We start from the raw sequence: 16,034 nt of genomic DNA on the forward strand, positions 1-16,034 counted from the left end.
CCTCAGGGCCTGTTTGGAAATCCGCGGAAGAGCGAATTCTCGGGCCGCGCCAGCGGGCCGGTGCCGCAAGACGCGTCGCGGCGCGGCTTCAAACAGACTCTCAGTGCATCATCGCGAAGGCGGGGGCGGCGGCGCTCTGGCCCCGCACCGGTGCATCGTCGTCGACGCGGAATGCCTCGGCGTTGCGGAGCAGCAGGCTGGCCTCGCTGTCGAGCGAGCGGGCGGCGGCGGAAGTCTCTTCCACCATCGCGGCGTTCTGCTGCGTGGCGGCCTCCATTTCCATTACCGTGCGCGTGATTTCCGAGATCGCCGTTGCCTGCGAGTGATTGTCCTCGCGCAGCGCCTGGAGCAGCGTCTGCACGCCGTCGAAATCCGCGACGATTTCCTCCAGCGCAGCGTCGACGGCGCGCACCTCGCTGGCGGCGCGGGCGACATCGACCTGCGTCTCGTTGATCAGTTCGCGGCCGCGCTTGGCCTCTTCCTCGGACCGCAGCGCGAGGGCGGAGACCAGGTCGGCGACCACCGCAAAGCCGCGCCCGGCCTCGCCGGCGCGCCCTGCCTCGACCGCCGCGTTCATCGCGAGGACGCGCGTCTGGAACGCGATCTTGTCCAGCCCTTCGACCACCGTGTCGATCGCGTCGGCGCGTTCCGAGACGTTGTTCATTGCCGCCGCGGCATTCTGCGCGGTGCTGCGGCCGGCATGAACGGCAGCCCCTGCCTGTTCGGCGCGCGCCATCGTCGTCTCGGCCGACTGGCTGCTGCTCTTCAGGCGGTTCTCGATCAGCTGGATCGCGCTGCTGGCTTCCTGCAGCGAATGGGCGGTGCCTTCGGTGCGGCGGGCCAGGTCCTCGGAAGCGGTGGCGATCTCGCTCGAGCCGGTGCCGATGTTGCGCGCGCTCATGATCGTGGTGCGGAGCATCGCCGACAGCGCACCGGCAGCCCGGTTGAAGCTGAGGCGCACGGGCTCGTACATGCCGGGGAAGGCGGCAGTGATGCGGTGGCGCAGGTCGCCCTTCTCCAGGGCCGCCAGCGCGGTGGCCAGCATCTCGCCGACGCTTTCCTGCTCGGCGAGGTGGGCCGCGTCCATCTCGGCCCGGCTGCGCGCCGCGGCGTGGAAGCGCGCGACAGCCTGGGCGATCTCGCCCAGCTCGTCGGTTCGGTCGCGATAGGGGATGGGGGTATCCTGCCCGCGCGATAGCGTGGTGGTGGCCTGGGCAACCTGCGACAGCGGCCGTGCAAGCTGCCCCGTAAGCCACCAGGCGAACCAGCCGATTGTCCCGAACAGTGCCAGTGCCAGCAAGGCCAGCACGATCAGCGATGCCCCGAGCGACTGCGCCGAGCGGTCGCCCAGTGCGGCCTGCTCCTCGCCGGTGGCCTTGACGAGCGCGTCGATCGCCTTGCGGTGCGCGTCATAGGCTTCGCTCAACTGCGCGTAGCTGCGGCGGGCAGCTGTCATGTCGTTGGCGGCGACGGCGGCGAGGAACGGGCCCTGTGCCTCCTGCCAGAAGCGCATCGCCGGCCTATGGGTATCGGCGAGGATCGCGCGCTTCAGCCGATCGGGCAGGGCCGACTGCTCCCATACGGCGTGTCGATCGTCATATTGCTTGCGCAGCTCCGCCAGGCGGGCGCGTGCCGCGGGCAGCCGCTCCGGATGGTCGAGCAGCAGCGTCGCCTCCAGATAGGGCTCGATGATATATTCCGGCGGCGGCAGGATATCGGCGTTGAGATCGGCGATCTGCATCGACGCCTGGTGCATCGGCCCACCCATGCGGATGGTGTGGATGCGCCATGCCGAAACGGCGAAGGCAATCCCGAGAAGCAGGATCAGCGCCACGGCGCCCCCACGAACCCGCGCGGTAATCGTCATCTATGTCCCCCCGAGTGCGTTCTGCCCCCGTAACGGGCACATTATAGGAATTTTCCCAGCGCGTTGCGGGCGTGCCTGCGCAAATTGTTGCAGGTCAGGCGGTGCGAGGCTCGCTGCCCTCGGCCGGCCGCATCCAGCGCGGCAGTTCGGACAAGTGAACTATTGCGCTCCTGAAACATTGTGCGTGTCGCCGTGGGACGGCGCGGTGGGCCAGGTGGAGGAGCGTGATGGGCGATGCGGATTACCCGATAGGCGGGGGGGAATTGGGGCAGATGATCCGCGACTTCGATTGGGCGGCGACCTCGATCGGGGCGCTGGCGCAGTGGCCGCAAAGCCTGAAGTCGGTCACGCAGATGCTGCTGCTCTCGCCCGTGCCGATCGTGCTGCTGTGGGGCGAGGACGGCGTGATGATCTACAACGACGCCTATTCCGAATTCGCCGGCAGCCGGCACCCGGCGCTGCTGGGGTCGAAGGTGCGCGAAGGCTGGGCCGAGATCGCCGACTTCAACGATCATGTCATGCGGGTCGGCCTCAGCGGCCAGACCCTTGCCTATCGCGAGCAGGAGCTCGCCCTGCAGCGCCGCGGCAAGCTCGAGCCCGTGTGGATGGACCTGGACTATTCGCCGGTGCTCGATGAGACCGGTACGCCTGCCGGCGTGATCGCGATCGTCGTCGAGACCACCCAGAAGGTGCTCGCCCAGCGCCAGTTGCGCGAAAGCGAGCGGCGGCTGCGCGCCTTTGTCGAGGCGACGTCCGACGCCATCTACCGAATGAACCCGGATTGGTCCGAACTGCTGCACCTGGATGGCGGCACCTTCCTGGCGGACGCCAGCCACACGATGCCGGACTGGATGCAGGTCTATCTGCATCCGGAGGATCGCGCGCGGGTGCAGGCGGCGATCGACGAGGCCGTTGCGACCCGGCAACCGCTCGAGCTGGAGCACCGCGTTCTCCAGGCGGACGGCAGCGTCGGCTGGGTGGCATCGCGCGCCGTGCCGCTCACGGATGAATCCGGTGCCATTCTCGAATGGTTCGGCGCGGCTTCGGACATCACCGAGCAGCGGCGTACCAACGAGCATCTGCGGCTGGTGATCAACGAGCTGAACCACCGGGTGAAGAACACGCTGGCAATGGTGCAGGCGATCGCCATGCGCACCTTCCGCGCCGCGCCGGACCTTGCGGTGGCGCAGGAGCAGTTCGCCGCGCGGCTGGTGGCGCTCGCCCAGGCCAATGACCTGCTCACCGGCGAGCGCTGGGCAGGCGCCTCGCTGCGGGAGGCGATCGAGCAGGCGGTACGGCCGCACCAGCATGATCCGGCCCGATGCACGCTGTCCGGCGGCGATGTGCGGATCTCGCCCAAGACGGCGCTGGCGATGGCCTTGGCGATGCACGAGCTTTCCACCAACGCCGTGAAATACGGCGCCTGGTCGAACGAGCGCGGCCGGGTGGCCATCGACTGGTCCGTGGCTGGAGACCGGCTGCAGCTGGAATGGCGCGAGCAGGGCGGCCCGCCGGTCGTAACACCGGATCGTCGCGGTTTCGGTTCACGGCTCATCGAACGGGGCCTGGCGGGGGAACTCGGCGGCAAGGTTACGCTTTACTTCGAGCCCGAGGGGCTGCGCTGCACTGTCCAAGCGCCGCTCGCAGCCGTCGCCGTGGAATAGGATGAAGCCGTGCGTGTCCTGATCGTCGAAGATGAAATGACGATCGCCTTCCTGATCGAGGACATGCTGGAGGATCTCGGCCACGAAGTGGTGGAGATCGCGATGCGCCTGCCCGAGGCGCTGGAAGCGGCGCGCCGGGTAGAGGCCGACCTGGCGATTCTCGATGTCAATCTGGACGGCCACCGTTCCTTCCCGGTGGCGGATATTCTCGCCGAGCGCGCGATCCCGTTCGCGTTCGCGACGGGCTATGGGGCTCTGGGCCTGGAAGACGCCTATCGCGAGCGGCCGGTGCTGGCGAAGCCGTTCCTGCGCGAGCATCTGGTGGCGCTGATCGCCAGGACGTGTGGGTAGAAAGCTTGCTTAGCCCCTCCCCTTCAGGGGAGGGGTCGGGGTGGGGCAGAGTCTCACCAAGACCCACTTCTGGTCTGGAATCCCTCCACCCCGACCCCTCCTCCCGGGCGGAGGGGCTTGGAAACTCAGCTGTGCAGGAAGTGCATCACGTCGCCGTCCTGGACGACATAGGCCTTGCCTTCCGCGCGCAGCTTGCCGGCTTCGCGCGCCTTGGCTTCGCCGCCGAGTGCCACGAAATCGTCGTAGGCGATCGTCTCGGCACGGATGAAGCCTTTCTCGAAGTCGCTGTGGATCTCGCCCGCCGCGTTCGGTGCGGTGGCGCCGCGATGAACGGTCCAGGCGCGCGCTTCCTTGGGGCCGACGGTGAAGAAGGTCAGCAGGTCGAGCAGCGTGTAGCCCGCACGGATCACGCGCGCGAGGCCGGTCTCTTCCAGGCCCAGCTCGCCGAGGAACTCGCCGCGCTCCTCCAGCGGCATGGTCGCGATCTCGGCTTCGATCGCGGCGGAGACGACCACCGCCTGCGCACCTTCGGCCGCCGCCTTGGCGAACACCTTGGCCGAGAGCGCGTTGCCGTTTGCTGCGTCTTCCTCGTTGACGTTGCACACGTAGAGGACCGGCTTGGCGGTGAGCAGCTGGGCGAGGCGCAGATGGCGGGCCTCGTCCTCGTCCTTGGGCTGGGTGAGGCGGGCGGGCTTGCCGTCGCGCAGCAGGTCCAGCGCCTGGCCGAGCACCGATGCGGCGGCCTTCGCCTCCTTGTCGCCCTGCGCCGCCTTCTTGGCGAGGTTGGGCACGCGCTTTTCGAGGCTTTCGAGGTCGGAGAGCATCAGCTCGGTCTCGACCGTCTCGGCATCCGCGATCGGATCGACGCGGTTGTCGACATGCTGGATGTCGTCATTCTCGAAGCAACGCAGCACGTGGACGACCGCGTCCACCTCGCGGATGTTGCCGAGGAACTGGTTGCCCAGGCCTTCGCCCTTGCTGGCGCCGCGCACCAGCCCGGCGATGTCGACGAAGCCGAGCTGCGTCTCGATGATCTTCTGCGAGCCGGCGATTTCCGCCAGCTTGTTCAGCCGCGGATCGGGCACCGCGACGTTGCCGACGTTCGGCTCGATCGTGCAGAACGGATAATTGGCCGCCTGCGCCGCGGCCGTCTCGGTCAGCGCATTGAAAAGCGTGGACTTGCCGACATTGGGCAGGCCGACGATGCCGCAACGGAAACCCATGGTACTTCGATCCTGTCGTGAAGGGGCCGGCGGGCGCGCCGGCAATATGCGGCGCTCGATACGCGCAGCCCGCGGCTTTTTCCAGTGCGACGCACCCATCCACGCGTCTAGCCTTGACGCAGGCCCGTTCACCTGCGGTACAGGAGCCGCACGTCTTTCCTGCTGTGCGCCAAGGTTCTCGAGGAGTTTTCGTATGATTCGCCGTTATGTCATTCTGGGCAGCGCCGCGGCTGCGGCCGCACTGGCGAGCTGCAGCGGCGGTGGGAATTCCTCGTCGACCCCGACGCCGACCCCGACCAGCTCGCCGACGCCGACGCCCACCCCGACGCCGACCTACACCGCGTTCCCGCTGGCGGCCGCGACCGAGTTCAACACGCTGAACGCGACCACCAACTACACGGGCGATCCGGCCACCGGCGCCGTGACGCTGGGCGTGACGGCAACCGAAACCTTCACCAGCCGCGTCAAGCTGGCCGCCACGGCGGACCTGACCAACGGCACCTTCGTGATGGACGAGGCGGCGGAGGAATCGCGCTTCACCAACACCAACGTGCTGACCACCGCGGCACCCACCGTAAGCGAGTTCGTCTATCGCAGCGTCAGCACGGCGACCGGCGCGGGCGCGGGCAATTTCAGCCAGCTCGAAGTGCTCAACAATATCGGCGCAGCGACCGTCGTGACCAGCGACAGCCTGCTCAAGCAGCTGACCGTGCTGAGCTACGCAAACTGGTGGCGGGGTGATTCGACCACTGGCCAGAAGCGCCTGACCTACTCGATCTGGGGCTATCCGACGCTGTCCTACGACATGCCGACGACGGGCACCGCCACCTACACCGCGCGCATCGTCGGCCGTGCGGTGAGCGTCGCCAACAGCGCCACGACGCTGAACCGCGTCGGCGGCACGGCAACGGTGACCGTGAACTTCGCGACCGGTCTGGTGACCACCGTGATGAACCTGACCACGGTACCGACCAGTGGCGCCGAAACCGCCTATCTGACGCTGAATACCCAGGGCGCGATCCCGATTGGCCAGAACCAGTTCAGCGGCAGCTTCGCCAGCGGCACGCCGGTGACCGGCACGATCACCGGCGCTTTCTATGGCGCCAAGGGCGTGAACATCGGCGTCGTGTTCGGTGCCTCGGGCACGATCAACGGCGCGGACACGCGCATCGTCGGCGAAGTGGTCGGCGTGAAGCAGCAATAAGCGACGCCTGGCATCGAAAAGGGAGGGGCTCGGGAACCGGGCCCCTCTTTTTTTGCGCCCCGTCGCGCTGCGCTCAGTGGAGCAAGAGCAGGAAGGGTAACGCGAGCAGCGCGAGCAGGAGCAGGCAACCGAAAGACGCGAGCCATTCGACCCACCACGGCCTCCCGCGGCCGAACTGATAGCCGAACACGTCCGCCACGATCCCGACCGCGAGATCAATCAGCGAGCTCACGCCATCCTGCCCGCGTTCAGGCGTCGCTCAGCGCACCGGCGCGAGCGGCGGCGAATAATCAGCCATGGTCATGAAGATGCTGTCGACCCTGGTCACCAGCTTGCCGTTCGCCTCGGACTCGGCGACCACCTTCTGCCATTCGGGATCGGCACCGAACGCCTTCCAGTCGGCCTCGCGTGCCTCCCGGCTGGGATAGGACAGGATGTAGACCACGCGGCCGTCCGGCGCGTCGGCGCGAGGCAACTCGTTCCAATAGGCCAGGTTGCGCATGCCGTGCTTCTCGAACAGCTTGAGCGTGTGGTTGCGGAAGCGGGCGTTGAGCGCGTCAGCCTTGCCGGGAGCGGGGGTGTAGATGCGCAGCTCGTACACCGGCTGCTGCGCCGTGGCAGAGGTGGTCTGCGCGCAAGCGGGGGCGGCGAGGGGCAGCAGGGCGAGCAAAGCGGGCAGAACAAGGCGCATCGGGCATCCCTTCATCGAGGTCGGCGCAAGGATGCCATGACTGCCGCCGGCATCAAGCCACAACGCGCTGAAACTGCGGTGGAAATGTTCGCTCGCGCCGGCGCTCAGTCCTGCATCCGCCGCGCCACTTCGTTCATGAACCGCACGTCGTCGCCGGCCGCCAGCCACGGCGCCTCGGCGGCGATGGCGCCCAGCATGTCGCTCAGCGGCTCGATCTCCGTCTTGGCGTAGTTGCCGAGCACATAGCCGGTCACCCGGTCCTTGTGCCCGGGATGGCCGATGCCCAGGCGGACGCGGCGGAAATTCGGCCCCAGATGGGCGTCGGTCGAGCGCAGGCCGTTATGCCCCGCCGTGCCGCCGCCGCGCTTCACCTTCACCTTCATCGGCAAGAGGTCGAGCTCGTCGTGGAAGACGGTCACGTCTTCCGGCGCCAGCTTGTAGAAATCCATCGCCGACCGAACGGCGCGGCCGCTCTCGTTCATGAAGGTGCCCGGCTTCAGGAGCACGATCTTCTCGGTCCCGATACGCCCTTCCTGGGTCCAGCCCTGGAACTGCTTCTTCGGGGCGGAGAAGCCATGCACCTCAGCCAGCGCGTCCATCGCCATGAAGCCGACATTGTGGCGGTGCATCGCATATTGCGGCCCCGGATTGCCGAGACCCACCCACAGCTGCATCACCTACTCCCTGAAAGCAAAATCGCCCCCGCACCTAGGGTGCGGAGGCGATCTTTTGAACCCGTGACGGGAAGGGCGATCAGCCCTCGGCCGACTCGGCGGCTTCGCCATCGGCCGACTTCAGCGCCGACGGCGCGACGACGGTGGCGATGGTGAAGTCGCGATCGGTGATCGCGGGGGTCGCGCCCTTGGGCAGGGTCACGGCCGAGATGTGCAGCGAATCGCCGACTTCGAGGCCCTTGAGCGAGATTTCGATCTGCTCGGGGATCTCGGCCGCGTCGACCACCAGCTCCAGCTCGTGGCGGACGATGTTGAGCACGCCGCCGCGCTTCAGGCCGGGGGCCGCTTCCTCGTCGACGAACACGATCGGCACTTCGACATGGACGGTCGCGTGCTCGGAGATGCGCAGGAAGTCGACATGGAGCGGACGGTCGGTCACGACGTCGAACGCGACGTCCTTGGCCAGCGTGCGCTCGCCGTTGACCATGATCACCGAGTTGAAGAAGTGGCCGGTGTTCAGCAGCTTCTGCAGCTCACGCTCGTTGACGTGGATGCTCTGCGGATCCTGCTTGTTGCCATAGATCACGGCGGGGACGCGGCCTTCACGACGCAGCGCCCGGGAGGCTCCCTTGCCAGCCCGGTCGCGCGTTTCGGCCGACAGCGTAAGCGTGTCGCTCATGTGTCGATTTCCAATGCGCTAAATGTTTCAACGTGCATGCCGGTACAGGCCTCCAGGGATGACCCTGTGCCAGCAAGCGCGCGCCTATAGTCGAGACGGGCGGAAATCGCAAGGCACAGCCTCATTGCAGGCGCTCGACCTTCAATCCTGCCTGGGCGAGCAACGCCAGAACGCTTTGCCCCCCGGCCAGATGCCCTGCGCCCACCGCGACGAACACGACACCCGGACGCTGCATGCGGCTCCGGACCCAGTCCGCCCAGCGCTGGTTGCGGCGGAGCAGCAGCGTCTCGCGGAGTTCGAGGTTTTTCGCGAGGTCGGCGTTGAGCTGGCGGGCCAGCGTATCGGCATCGCCCCTGCTCCAAGCGGCGACCGCGGCGTCGATGGTCGTGCCGGTTTCCGGCAGCCCGTCCAGCGTGTCCGCCAGCAGGCGGCCCTGCGCGGCGGCGGAGAGGTGGTCGAAATAGCCGAACTGCTCCTCGGCGGTCTCCAGCCCCTGCACCTGCTTGCCTGCCTTGTTCGCCGCAGCCTGCAGCACCTGCTCCACGCCGTTCGCATCGTCATAGCCGAGCTTCTGGAGCGGCAGCAGGGACAGGGTGAGCGCGGCCAGCCAGGGCTCGTCCCGGTCGAGCGCTTGGGAGGCGAGACCCGCCTGGCGGAGCGCGCCTTCGAGCTTTGCGTGTTCGGGCGGGGGCAGGGCGGCGACGGTGGGGTCCCCGGGGGTGCGGCCGAGCTTGTCGAGCAGTGCCTGCGTCTCGGCCTCAGGCGGCATCACCAGTTCGAGAACCAGCGTGTCGCTCGCGTCGAAGGCGGTGTGCACCGGGCCCTCGAACCACCGCAGGTCCGGGGGGAGCAGGTGGACGGTGCCGAACAGATAGACGGTAGTGTCGCCATCGCGCACCGCCCAGAGCGCGGGCTTGGCCTCGCGGGGTGCGGCGCCGCAGCTGCCGAGAAGAAGAAGGGCGGCGAGAAGGAGGGCGCGGAACATGGGGCCTTGTGGAGGAGCAGGCCGATCAGTTCAACAATCCCGCATGAGGGGGGCCGCGGTTGACCCCCTCCGCGCCCTGCGCCAAAGCGCTCTCCAAACCTCACAGGGTGACCAACTTGTCCGAACCTCTCAGCTTCCAGCGCATGATCCTGACGCTCCACGACTATTGGAGCACGCGCGGCTGCCTGATCCTGCAGCCCTATGACATGCGGATGGGCGCCGGCACCTTCCACCCCGCCACCACGCTGCGCGCGCTGGGGCCGGATCCGTGGAACGCCGCCTTCGTCCAGCCCTGCCGCCGCCCGACTGACGGCCGGTACGGCGAGAACCCCAACCGGCTCCAGCATTACTACCAGTATCAGGTGATCCTGAAGCCGAGCCCGCCGGACCTGCAGGAGCTGTACCTCGGCTCGCTGGCCGCGATCGGCATCGATTTCACGAAACACGACATCCGCTTCGTGGAAGACGACTGGGAATCGCCGACGCTGGGCGCCTGGGGCCTGGGCTGGGAAGTGTGGTGCGACGGGATGGAAGTCACCCAGTTCACCTATTTTCAGCAGATGGGCGGCTATGACTGCAAGCCGGTGGCGGGCGAGCTGACCTACGGGCTCGAACGCCTCGCCATGTACATCCAGAACAAGGACAGCGTGTACGACCTCGCCTTCAACGATGCGGGCGTGACGTATGGCGACGTGTTCCTGGAGAATGAGCGCGAGATGTCGACCTGGAACTTCGAGGTCGCCGATACCGAGGCGCTGTTCGACCTGTTCCGCAAGGCCGCGGCGGAGTGCGAGCGCTCGCTGGAGGCCAAGCTGCCGATCCCGGCCTATGAACAGGCGATCGAAGCGAGCCACATCTTCAACCTGCTGAACGCACGCGGCGTGATCTCCGTAGCGGAGCGCCAGGCCTATATCGGCCGGGTGCGCGATCTGGCGAAGGGGGCTTGTGCGGCGTGGATCGAGAAGAAGAGCCCCGAATGGGAAGCCGCCTATCCGGGATGGTCGGCGTGATGCGCCTTTCGTTCACGCGAAGGCGCGAAGGCGCGAACAAGTTTTGGGTTCGCGCGGAGGCGCGGAGGCGCGGAGCTTGCCGTCCAAGCTGCGGCGCCAGCCGGCCTCAAGCCCGTGGCCAATCTGGTGTACGCTTTGGAATGGGGGCCGCTGGCGCGGCGGAGACGACCTCCGCGCCTCCGCGCCTCCGCGTGAACCAACCTTCTCCCTTCCTTCGCGCCCTCGCGCCTTTGCGTGAAAAGAAATCATGACCGACTTCCTCCTCGAACTTCGTTCCGAAGAAATCCCGGCGCGCATGCAGGAAAAGGCGCGGGAGGATCTCGCGCGCCTGTTCGCCGCCGAGCTGGACAAGGCCGGCCTCAAGGCCGCCGAGACGATCAGCTATGCCACGCCGCGCCGGCTGTCGCTGATCCTCAAGGGCCTGCCCGAGCAGACCGCCGCGGTCTCCGAGGAGACCAAGGGGCCGCGCGTCGGTGCGCCGCCCCAGGCGCTGGAAGGCTTTCTGCGCAAGACCGGGCTGACCGCCGACCAGCTGGTCGAGCGCGACGGGGTGTTGTTTGCAATTGTGGACAAGCCCGGCCGCGCGACCGCCGAGGTGCTGGCCGCCGCGATCCCGGCGGTGATCCGCGCGTTTCCGTGGCCCAAGTCCATGCGCTGGGGCGCGCCGTCGCTCTCGACGGAGAGCCCGCGCTGGGTGCGCCCGCTCCAGGGCATCGTCGCGCTGTTCGGCAGCGACGTGGTGCCGTGCGAGATCGCCGGCGTGACCAGCGGCGCGGCGACGGTGGGGCATCGCTTCCACCATCCGGGCGTGATCACGATTGGCTCGGCCGATGATTATGTCGAGAAGCTGCGCGCCTGCCATGTGATCGTCGACGGGGCCGAGCGCCGCAACATCATCGCGCTGGGCGCGAAGATGGCGGCGCAGAAGGCCGGGCTCAGCCTGGTTGAGGACGAGGGCCTGCTGTTCGAGAATGCCGGGCTGACCGAGTGGCCGATGCCGCTGCTCGGCCGCTTCGACGAGGCGTTCCTGGCAGTGCCGCCCGAGGTGATCCAGCTCACCGCGCGGGTGAACCAGAAATATTTTGTCTGCCGTGATAGTGCCGGCAAGCTGGCCAACGCCTTCGTGTGCGTGGCGAATATCGACGCGGTCGATGGCGGCGAGAAGATCGTCGCGGGCAACCAGAAGGTGCTGGCCGCACGGCTGAGTGATGCGCGCTTCTTCTACGAGACGGACCTGAAGGTGCCGCTCGCCGAGCAGGCGGGGAAGCTCGAGAAGATCGTCTTCCACGAGAAGCTGGGCACGGTGGCCGACAAGGTCGAGCGCATCGCCAAGCTGGCGCGCTGGCTGGTGGAGAGTGGGGTCATAAAGCCCTCTCCCCTCCAGGGGAGAGGGTTGGGAGAGGGGGACTCTCCACAAGCCACTTCGCCTGCTGCACTGCCCCTCTCCCCAACCCTCTCCCCTGGAGGGGAGAGGGAGCTTTTGGCCACCCTCGCCGAACGCGCCGCACGGCTCGCCAAGGCGGACCTCGTCACTGGCATGGTCGGCGAATTCCCCGAGCTGCAGGGCCTGATGGGCGGCTATTACGCCGCGGCGCAGGGGGAAGACCCGGCCGTCGCCGCGGCGATCCGCGACCACTACAAGCCGGTCGGGCAGGGCGACGACGTCCCCACCGATCCGGTGACGGTGGCGGTGGCGCTGGCGGACAAGCTGGACAGCATTACCCAGTTCTTCGGCGTGGACCTCAAGCCGAGCGGCTCCAAGGATCCGTTCGCGCTGCGACGCTCGGCGCTGGGCGTGCTCGCCATCCTGCTCGACAACGGCCTGCGCTTCCCGCTGCTCCGCTCGGTCAGCCAAGACGTGCTCGACTTCTTCGCCGACCGCCTAAAGGTTCAGCAGCGCGAGGCCGGCGTCCGCCACGACCTGATCGACGCGGTGTTCGCGCTCGGCGGCGAGGACGATCTCGTCCGGCTGCTCGCGCGGGTGAAGGCGCTGCAGGCGTTCGTCACCACCGAAGACGGCGCCAATCTGCTCGCCGGCTACAAGCGCGCGGCGAACATCCTCAAGAAGGAGGAATGGGAAGCCGGCGCCGTGAACCCCGCGCCCGAACCCGCCGAAGCCGCGCTCGCTGCTGCGCTCGACGACGCCGAGCCCAAGGCGACCGCCGCGATCGAGGCCGAGCAGTTCGAGGATGCCATGGCCGCGCTCGCGATCCTGCGCGCGCCGATCGACGCGTTCTTCGATCAGGTGACGGTCAACGATGCCGATCCGGTGAAGCGCGCCGCGCGCCTGGGCCTGCTCGCGCGGATGCGTGATGCAGTGCACAAGGTGGCGGACTTCGCCAAGATCGAGGGTTGAAGCGCCTAATTGTACGATTAATCACGGGCAAATTGGCCTGAAACTGGCATTGTTCCGAAATAATCCGGCACCGACAACGTAATCAGCGGTTCCTGAGTCTTCGCAGCTGCGGTAGCGCCCCTTCTGTCTTGAAGGGGCGCTTTCGATCGGAAGGGGATCAGAATGACGCAATATGTGTACCGCTTCGGCGGTGGTGTTTCGGACGGTGGTGCGGGCGACAAGAATCTGCTCGGTGGCAAGGGCGCGAACCTCGCCGAGATGGCCTCGATCGGGCTGCCGGTGCCGCCGGGCTTCACCATCTCCACGGCGATGTGCACGCGTTATTATGAGGAAGGCGAGACCTTCCCGGAGAGCGTGAAGGCCGAGGTCGCGAACGGCATCGCGCATATCGAAGGCATCACCGAGAAGAAATTCGGCGATGCGGCCGATCCGCTGCTCGTATCGGTCCGCTCGGGCGCGCGCGTCTCAATGCCCGGCATGATGGACACGGTCCTCAACCTCGGCCTCAATGACCAGACCGTGCAGGGCCTGGCCGCCACCAGCGGCGACGATCGCTTTGCGTGGGACAGCTATCGCCGCTTCATCCAGATGTATGCCGATGTGGTCCTCGGCCTCGACCATGGCCGGTTCGAGGAAGCGCTGGAGATCGCCAAGGAAGATCGCGGCTTCACGCTCGACACCGAGCTGTCGGCCGGCGACCTGCAGGCGCTGGTCGCCGAGTACAAGAGCATCGTCGAGGAGCTGTGGAACAAGCCGTTCCCGCAGGACGTGCACGACCAGCTGTGGGGCGCGATCGGCGCCGTGTTCGGCTCGTGGCAGTCGGAGCGCGCCAAGGTGTATCGCCGCCTGAACGACATTCCCGCCGACTGGGGCACGGCGGTGAACGTGCAGGCGATGGTGTTCGGCAATATGGGCGACACCTCGGCCACCGGCGTGGCGTTCACCCGCGATCCCTCCACCGGCGAGCGCGCTTATTATGGCGAGTTCCTGATCAACGCGCAGGGCGAGGACGTCGTCGCGGGCATCCGCACGCCGCAGTACCTCACCAAGCGCGCCCGCGAGACGGCAGGCGCCAAGCCCGCCTCGATGGAAGAGGCGATGCCCGAGGTGTACGGCGAGCTGGCGGCGGTGTTCGACCGGCTCGAGACCCATTACCGCGACATGCAGGACATCGAGTTCACCGTCGAGCGCGCCAAGCTGTGGATGCTGCAGACCCGCAGCGGCAAGCGCACCGCCAAGGCGGCGCTGAAAATCGCGGTCGACATGGCGAACGAGGGGCTGATTACGCGGGAAGAGGCGATCCTGCGCGTCGATCCGCAGGCGCTCGACCAGCTGCTCCACCCGACGCTCGACCCCAGCGCACCGCGCGACGTGCTGACCAAGGGCCTGCCCGCCAGCCCCGGCGCGGCCTCGGGCCTCGCGGTGTTCGACAGCGACACCGCCGAGAAGCGCGCCAATGCCGGCGATTCGGTGATCCTGATCCGCGTCGAGACCAGCCCCGAGGACATCCACGGCATGCACGCGGCGCGGGGCATCCTGACGGCGCGCGGCGGCATGACCAGCCATGCGGCGGTCGTCGCGCGCGGCATGGGGCGGCCGTGCGTCTCGGGCGCGGGCAGCCTGTCGATCAACGCGCGGGAGAAGGTGATGCGCGTCGGCGACCGCGAAGTCCGCGAAGGCGACATGGTCACCATCGACGGCGCGACCGGCGAAGTGATGGCCGGCCAGGTGCCGACCGTGCAGCCCGAGCTGTCGGGCGATTTCGGCACGCTGATGGTGTGGGCCGACGAGGTCCGCCGCCTCAAGGTGCGCGCCAATGCGGAGACACCGCTCGACTGCCGTACCGCGCGCGAGTTCGGCGCGGAGGGGGTCGGCCTGTGCCGGACCGAGCACATGTTCTTCGATTCTGCGCGCATCACCGCGGTGCGCCAGATGATCCTCGCCGAGAACGAGGCCGGCCGTCGCGCCGCGCTGGAGAAGCTGCTCCCCGAACAGCGCAGCGACTTCCTCGAGATCTTCGAAGTGATGGCGGGCCTGCCGGTGACGATCCGCCTGCTCGATCCGCCGCTCCACGAATTCCTGCCGCACGAAGAGGCGGAGTTCGCCGAAGTCGCCACGGCGGCGGGCGTGGATGTGGATACGCTCAAGCGCCGCGCGGCCGAGCTGCACGAGTTCAACCCGATGCTCGGCCATCGCGGCTGTCGTCTGGGTGTGACCTATCCCGAAATCTACGAGATCCAGGCGCGCGCGATCTTCGAGGCGGCCATTGCCGTCGCCGAGAAGTCGGGTGCGGCGCCGGTGCCGGAAGTGATGATCCCGCTGGTCGCCACCCGGCGCGAGCTGGAGCTGATGAAGACGGTGGTCGACAAGGCGGCGCAGGCAGTGTTCGCCGAGAAGGGCCGCACGATCGACTATCTGGTCGGCACGATGATCGAGCTGCCCCGTGCCGCGCTGATGGCGGGCGAGATCGCCGAGGTGGGCGCCTTCTTCTCGTTCGGCACCAACGACCTCACCCAGACCACGCTGGGCGTGAGCCGCGACGATGCCTCGCGCTTCCTGACGACCTATGTCGAGAAGGGCATCTACGCCAAGGACCCGTTCGTGAGCCTCGACGTGGAGGGCGTCGGCCAGCTGATCGCGCTCGCCGCCGAGCGCGGCCGCGCGACGCGGGGCGACATCAAGCTCGGCATCTGCGGCGAACATGGCGGCGATCCGGCATCGATCGCATTCTGCGAGAAGACGGGGCTCGATTATGTCTCGGCTTCGCCCTATCGCGTGCCGATCGCGCGGCTGGCGGCAGCGCAGGCGGCTATTCGAGGGAAGTGATGCTGATTGCGACGGTGGCGGTAGCGGCGGCGACGGAAGGTGCGGCGGAGTTGAGCCGCGACCTGCTCGCCAGCCCTACTGCCACCGCCGTGCTGGAACGCCGCTGCGGCGGGCCGATCCGCGCCGAAGTCGATCGCCAGGCGCACAAGGAACCCAGCCCCGAGCAGCGCAAAAGGCTGGGCGTCGGGCAGGGCGAGCGGGTGGCATATCGCAGCGTCGTGCTCAGCTGCGCGGGCGTGGCCTTCTCGATCGCCGAGAACTGGTACGTGCCGTCGCGCCTTACCCCGGACATGAATGCCGCGCTGGAGCAGGGCGATACCCCGTTCGGTGCGGTGATCCGGCCGCTCCACCCGCACCGCAAGGCATTGGAGCAGGTGCTGGTTGGCATCGCACCCTATGTCCTGCGCCACCGTGCGCTGGTGCTGGACGGCGAGGGGCGGACATTGGCCGAGGTGGTGGAGAATTATACGGCGGCGGTGCTGCGCTAGGCGCTGCAGCCTGCAA

14 protein-coding genes are annotated in these 16,034 nt (G+C 67.7%); 7 read left to right on the forward strand and 7 right to left on the reverse strand.

Going from position 1 to position 16,034, the window contains the following annotated elements:
* Positions 1-100: 100 nt before the first annotated feature.
* The gene (locus tag V7E00_RS02960; RefSeq protein WP_333571190.1) at positions 101-1,867 is read right to left on the reverse strand and encodes a methyl-accepting chemotaxis protein; all 1,767 of its coding nucleotides are present in this window, start codon (positions 1,865-1,867) and stop codon (positions 101-103) included.
* Positions 1,868-2,139: 272 nt separating this feature from the next.
* On the opposite strand from V7E00_RS02960, the gene V7E00_RS02965 reads away from it, so the two are divergent.
* Together V7E00_RS02965 and V7E00_RS02970 are read left to right on the forward strand one after the other, a co-directional pair.
* Entirely contained in the window at positions 2,140-3,531 is a 1,392-nt protein-coding gene (locus V7E00_RS02965; RefSeq protein WP_333571191.1) for a sensor histidine kinase, read from the forward strand.
* A gap of 9 nt (positions 3,532-3,540) precedes the next feature.
* Positions 3,541-3,882, forward strand: a complete 342-nt coding sequence (locus V7E00_RS02970) for a response regulator (RefSeq protein WP_333571192.1) — start codon at positions 3,541-3,543, stop codon at positions 3,880-3,882.
* Between the two features lie 125 nt (positions 3,883-4,007).
* On the opposite strand, the gene ychF is transcribed toward V7E00_RS02970, so the two are convergent.
* Positions 4,008-5,105, reverse strand: coding sequence for a redox-regulated ATPase YchF (ychF, locus tag V7E00_RS02975; protein WP_333571193.1), 1,098 nt, complete (start codon positions 5,103-5,105; stop codon positions 4,008-4,010).
* Between the two features lie 193 nt (positions 5,106-5,298).
* Between ychF and V7E00_RS02980 the strand changes: the two genes are divergently transcribed.
* Complete coding sequence (locus V7E00_RS02980) at positions 5,299-6,309, forward strand: transferrin-binding protein-like solute binding protein (RefSeq protein ID WP_333571194.1); 1,011 nt, start codon at positions 5,299-5,301, stop codon at positions 6,307-6,309.
* A gap of 73 nt (positions 6,310-6,382) precedes the next feature.
* Here the strand turns inward: V7E00_RS02980 and V7E00_RS02985 are convergent, their stop codons facing one another.
* From V7E00_RS02985 to V7E00_RS03005, 5 genes are all read right to left on the reverse strand, one after another.
* Positions 6,383-6,541, reverse strand: coding sequence for a hypothetical protein (locus tag V7E00_RS02985; RefSeq protein ID WP_333571195.1), 159 nt, complete (start codon positions 6,539-6,541; stop codon positions 6,383-6,385).
* Between the two features lie 27 nt (positions 6,542-6,568).
* A complete protein-coding gene (locus V7E00_RS02990; RefSeq protein WP_333571196.1) occupies positions 6,569-7,000 on the reverse strand; it encodes an NIPSNAP family protein in 432 nt (143 codons plus the stop codon).
* A 104-nt stretch (positions 7,001-7,104) separates the two neighbouring features.
* Positions 7,105-7,674, reverse strand: coding sequence for an aminoacyl-tRNA hydrolase (gene pth / locus V7E00_RS02995; RefSeq protein ID WP_333571197.1), 570 nt, complete (start codon positions 7,672-7,674; stop codon positions 7,105-7,107).
* Positions 7,675-7,753: 79 nt separating this feature from the next.
* A complete protein-coding gene (locus tag V7E00_RS03000) occupies positions 7,754-8,353 on the reverse strand; it encodes a 50S ribosomal protein L25/general stress protein Ctc (protein WP_333571198.1) in 600 nt (199 codons plus the stop codon).
* 121 nt (positions 8,354-8,474) lie between these two features.
* Complete coding sequence (locus tag V7E00_RS03005) at positions 8,475-9,338, reverse strand: TraB/GumN family protein (protein ID WP_333571199.1); 864 nt, start codon at positions 9,336-9,338, stop codon at positions 8,475-8,477.
* A 143-nt stretch (positions 9,339-9,481) separates the two neighbouring features.
* Between V7E00_RS03005 and V7E00_RS03010 the strand changes: the two genes are divergently transcribed.
* The 4 genes from V7E00_RS03010 to V7E00_RS03025 all read left to right on the forward strand — a co-directional run bounded on the left by V7E00_RS03010 (position 9,482) and on the right by V7E00_RS03025 (position 16,018).
* Positions 9,482-10,348: a glycine--tRNA ligase subunit alpha gene (locus V7E00_RS03010; RefSeq protein ID WP_333572366.1), complete on the forward strand. Its 867-nt coding sequence runs from the start codon at positions 9,482-9,484 to the stop codon at positions 10,346-10,348.
* 247 nt (positions 10,349-10,595) lie between these two features.
* Positions 10,596-12,704 (forward strand): glycine--tRNA ligase subunit beta, encoded by a 2,109-nt coding sequence (glyS, locus tag V7E00_RS03015; protein WP_333571200.1) that lies wholly within the window; start codon positions 10,596-10,598, stop codon positions 12,702-12,704.
* 162 nt (positions 12,705-12,866) lie between these two features.
* Positions 12,867-15,530, forward strand: coding sequence for a pyruvate, phosphate dikinase (ppdK, locus tag V7E00_RS03020; RefSeq protein ID WP_333571201.1), 2,664 nt, complete (start codon positions 12,867-12,869; stop codon positions 15,528-15,530).
* Positions 15,530-16,018 carry a chorismate--pyruvate lyase family protein gene (locus tag V7E00_RS03025; protein WP_333571202.1) on the forward strand — a complete coding sequence of 163 codons (489 nt, stop codon included), beginning with the start codon at positions 15,530-15,532 and terminating at the stop codon, positions 16,016-16,018. The genes ppdK and V7E00_RS03025 overlap by 1 nt, the downstream gene beginning before the upstream one ends.
* Positions 16,019-16,034 lie beyond the last annotated feature (16 nt).

Origin of the sequence: Sphingomonas sp. (assembly GCF_036731925.1) — a bacterium.
In the GTDB taxonomy this organism is placed as follows: domain Bacteria; phylum Pseudomonadota; class Alphaproteobacteria; order Sphingomonadales; family Sphingomonadaceae; genus Sphingomonas.

Excerpts from the sequence above, each read along its gene's own strand:
- V7E00_RS02960 (WP_333571190.1), bottom strand. The coding sequence starts at position 1,867 with ATGACGATTACCGCGCGGGTTCGTGGGGGCGCCGTGGCGCTGATCCTG.
- V7E00_RS02965 (WP_333571191.1), top strand. The coding sequence starts at position 2,140 with ATGATCCGCGACTTCGATTGGGCGGCGACCTCGATCGGGGCGCTGGCG.
- ychF (WP_333571193.1), bottom strand. The coding sequence starts at position 5,105 with ATGGGTTTCCGTTGCGGCATCGTCGGCCTGCCCAATGTCGGCAAGTCC.
- V7E00_RS02980 (WP_333571194.1), top strand. The coding sequence starts at position 5,299 with ATGATTCGCCGTTATGTCATTCTGGGCAGCGCCGCGGCTGCGGCCGCA.
- V7E00_RS02990 (WP_333571196.1), bottom strand. The coding sequence starts at position 7,000 with ATGCGCCTTGTTCTGCCCGCTTTGCTCGCCCTGCTGCCCCTCGCCGCC.
- pth (WP_333571197.1), bottom strand. The coding sequence starts at position 7,674 with ATGCAGCTGTGGGTGGGTCTCGGCAATCCGGGGCCGCAATATGCGATG.
- V7E00_RS03000 (WP_333571198.1), bottom strand. The coding sequence starts at position 8,353 with ATGAGCGACACGCTTACGCTGTCGGCCGAAACGCGCGACCGGGCTGGC.
- V7E00_RS03005 (WP_333571199.1), bottom strand. The coding sequence starts at position 9,338 with ATGTTCCGCGCCCTCCTTCTCGCCGCCCTTCTTCTTCTCGGCAGCTGC.
- V7E00_RS03010 (WP_333572366.1), top strand. The coding sequence starts at position 9,482 with ATGATCCTGACGCTCCACGACTATTGGAGCACGCGCGGCTGCCTGATC.
- glyS (WP_333571200.1), top strand. The coding sequence starts at position 10,596 with ATGACCGACTTCCTCCTCGAACTTCGTTCCGAAGAAATCCCGGCGCGC.
- ppdK (WP_333571201.1), top strand. The coding sequence starts at position 12,867 with ATGACGCAATATGTGTACCGCTTCGGCGGTGGTGTTTCGGACGGTGGT.
- V7E00_RS03025 (WP_333571202.1), top strand. The coding sequence starts at position 15,530 with ATGCTGATTGCGACGGTGGCGGTAGCGGCGGCGACGGAAGGTGCGGCG.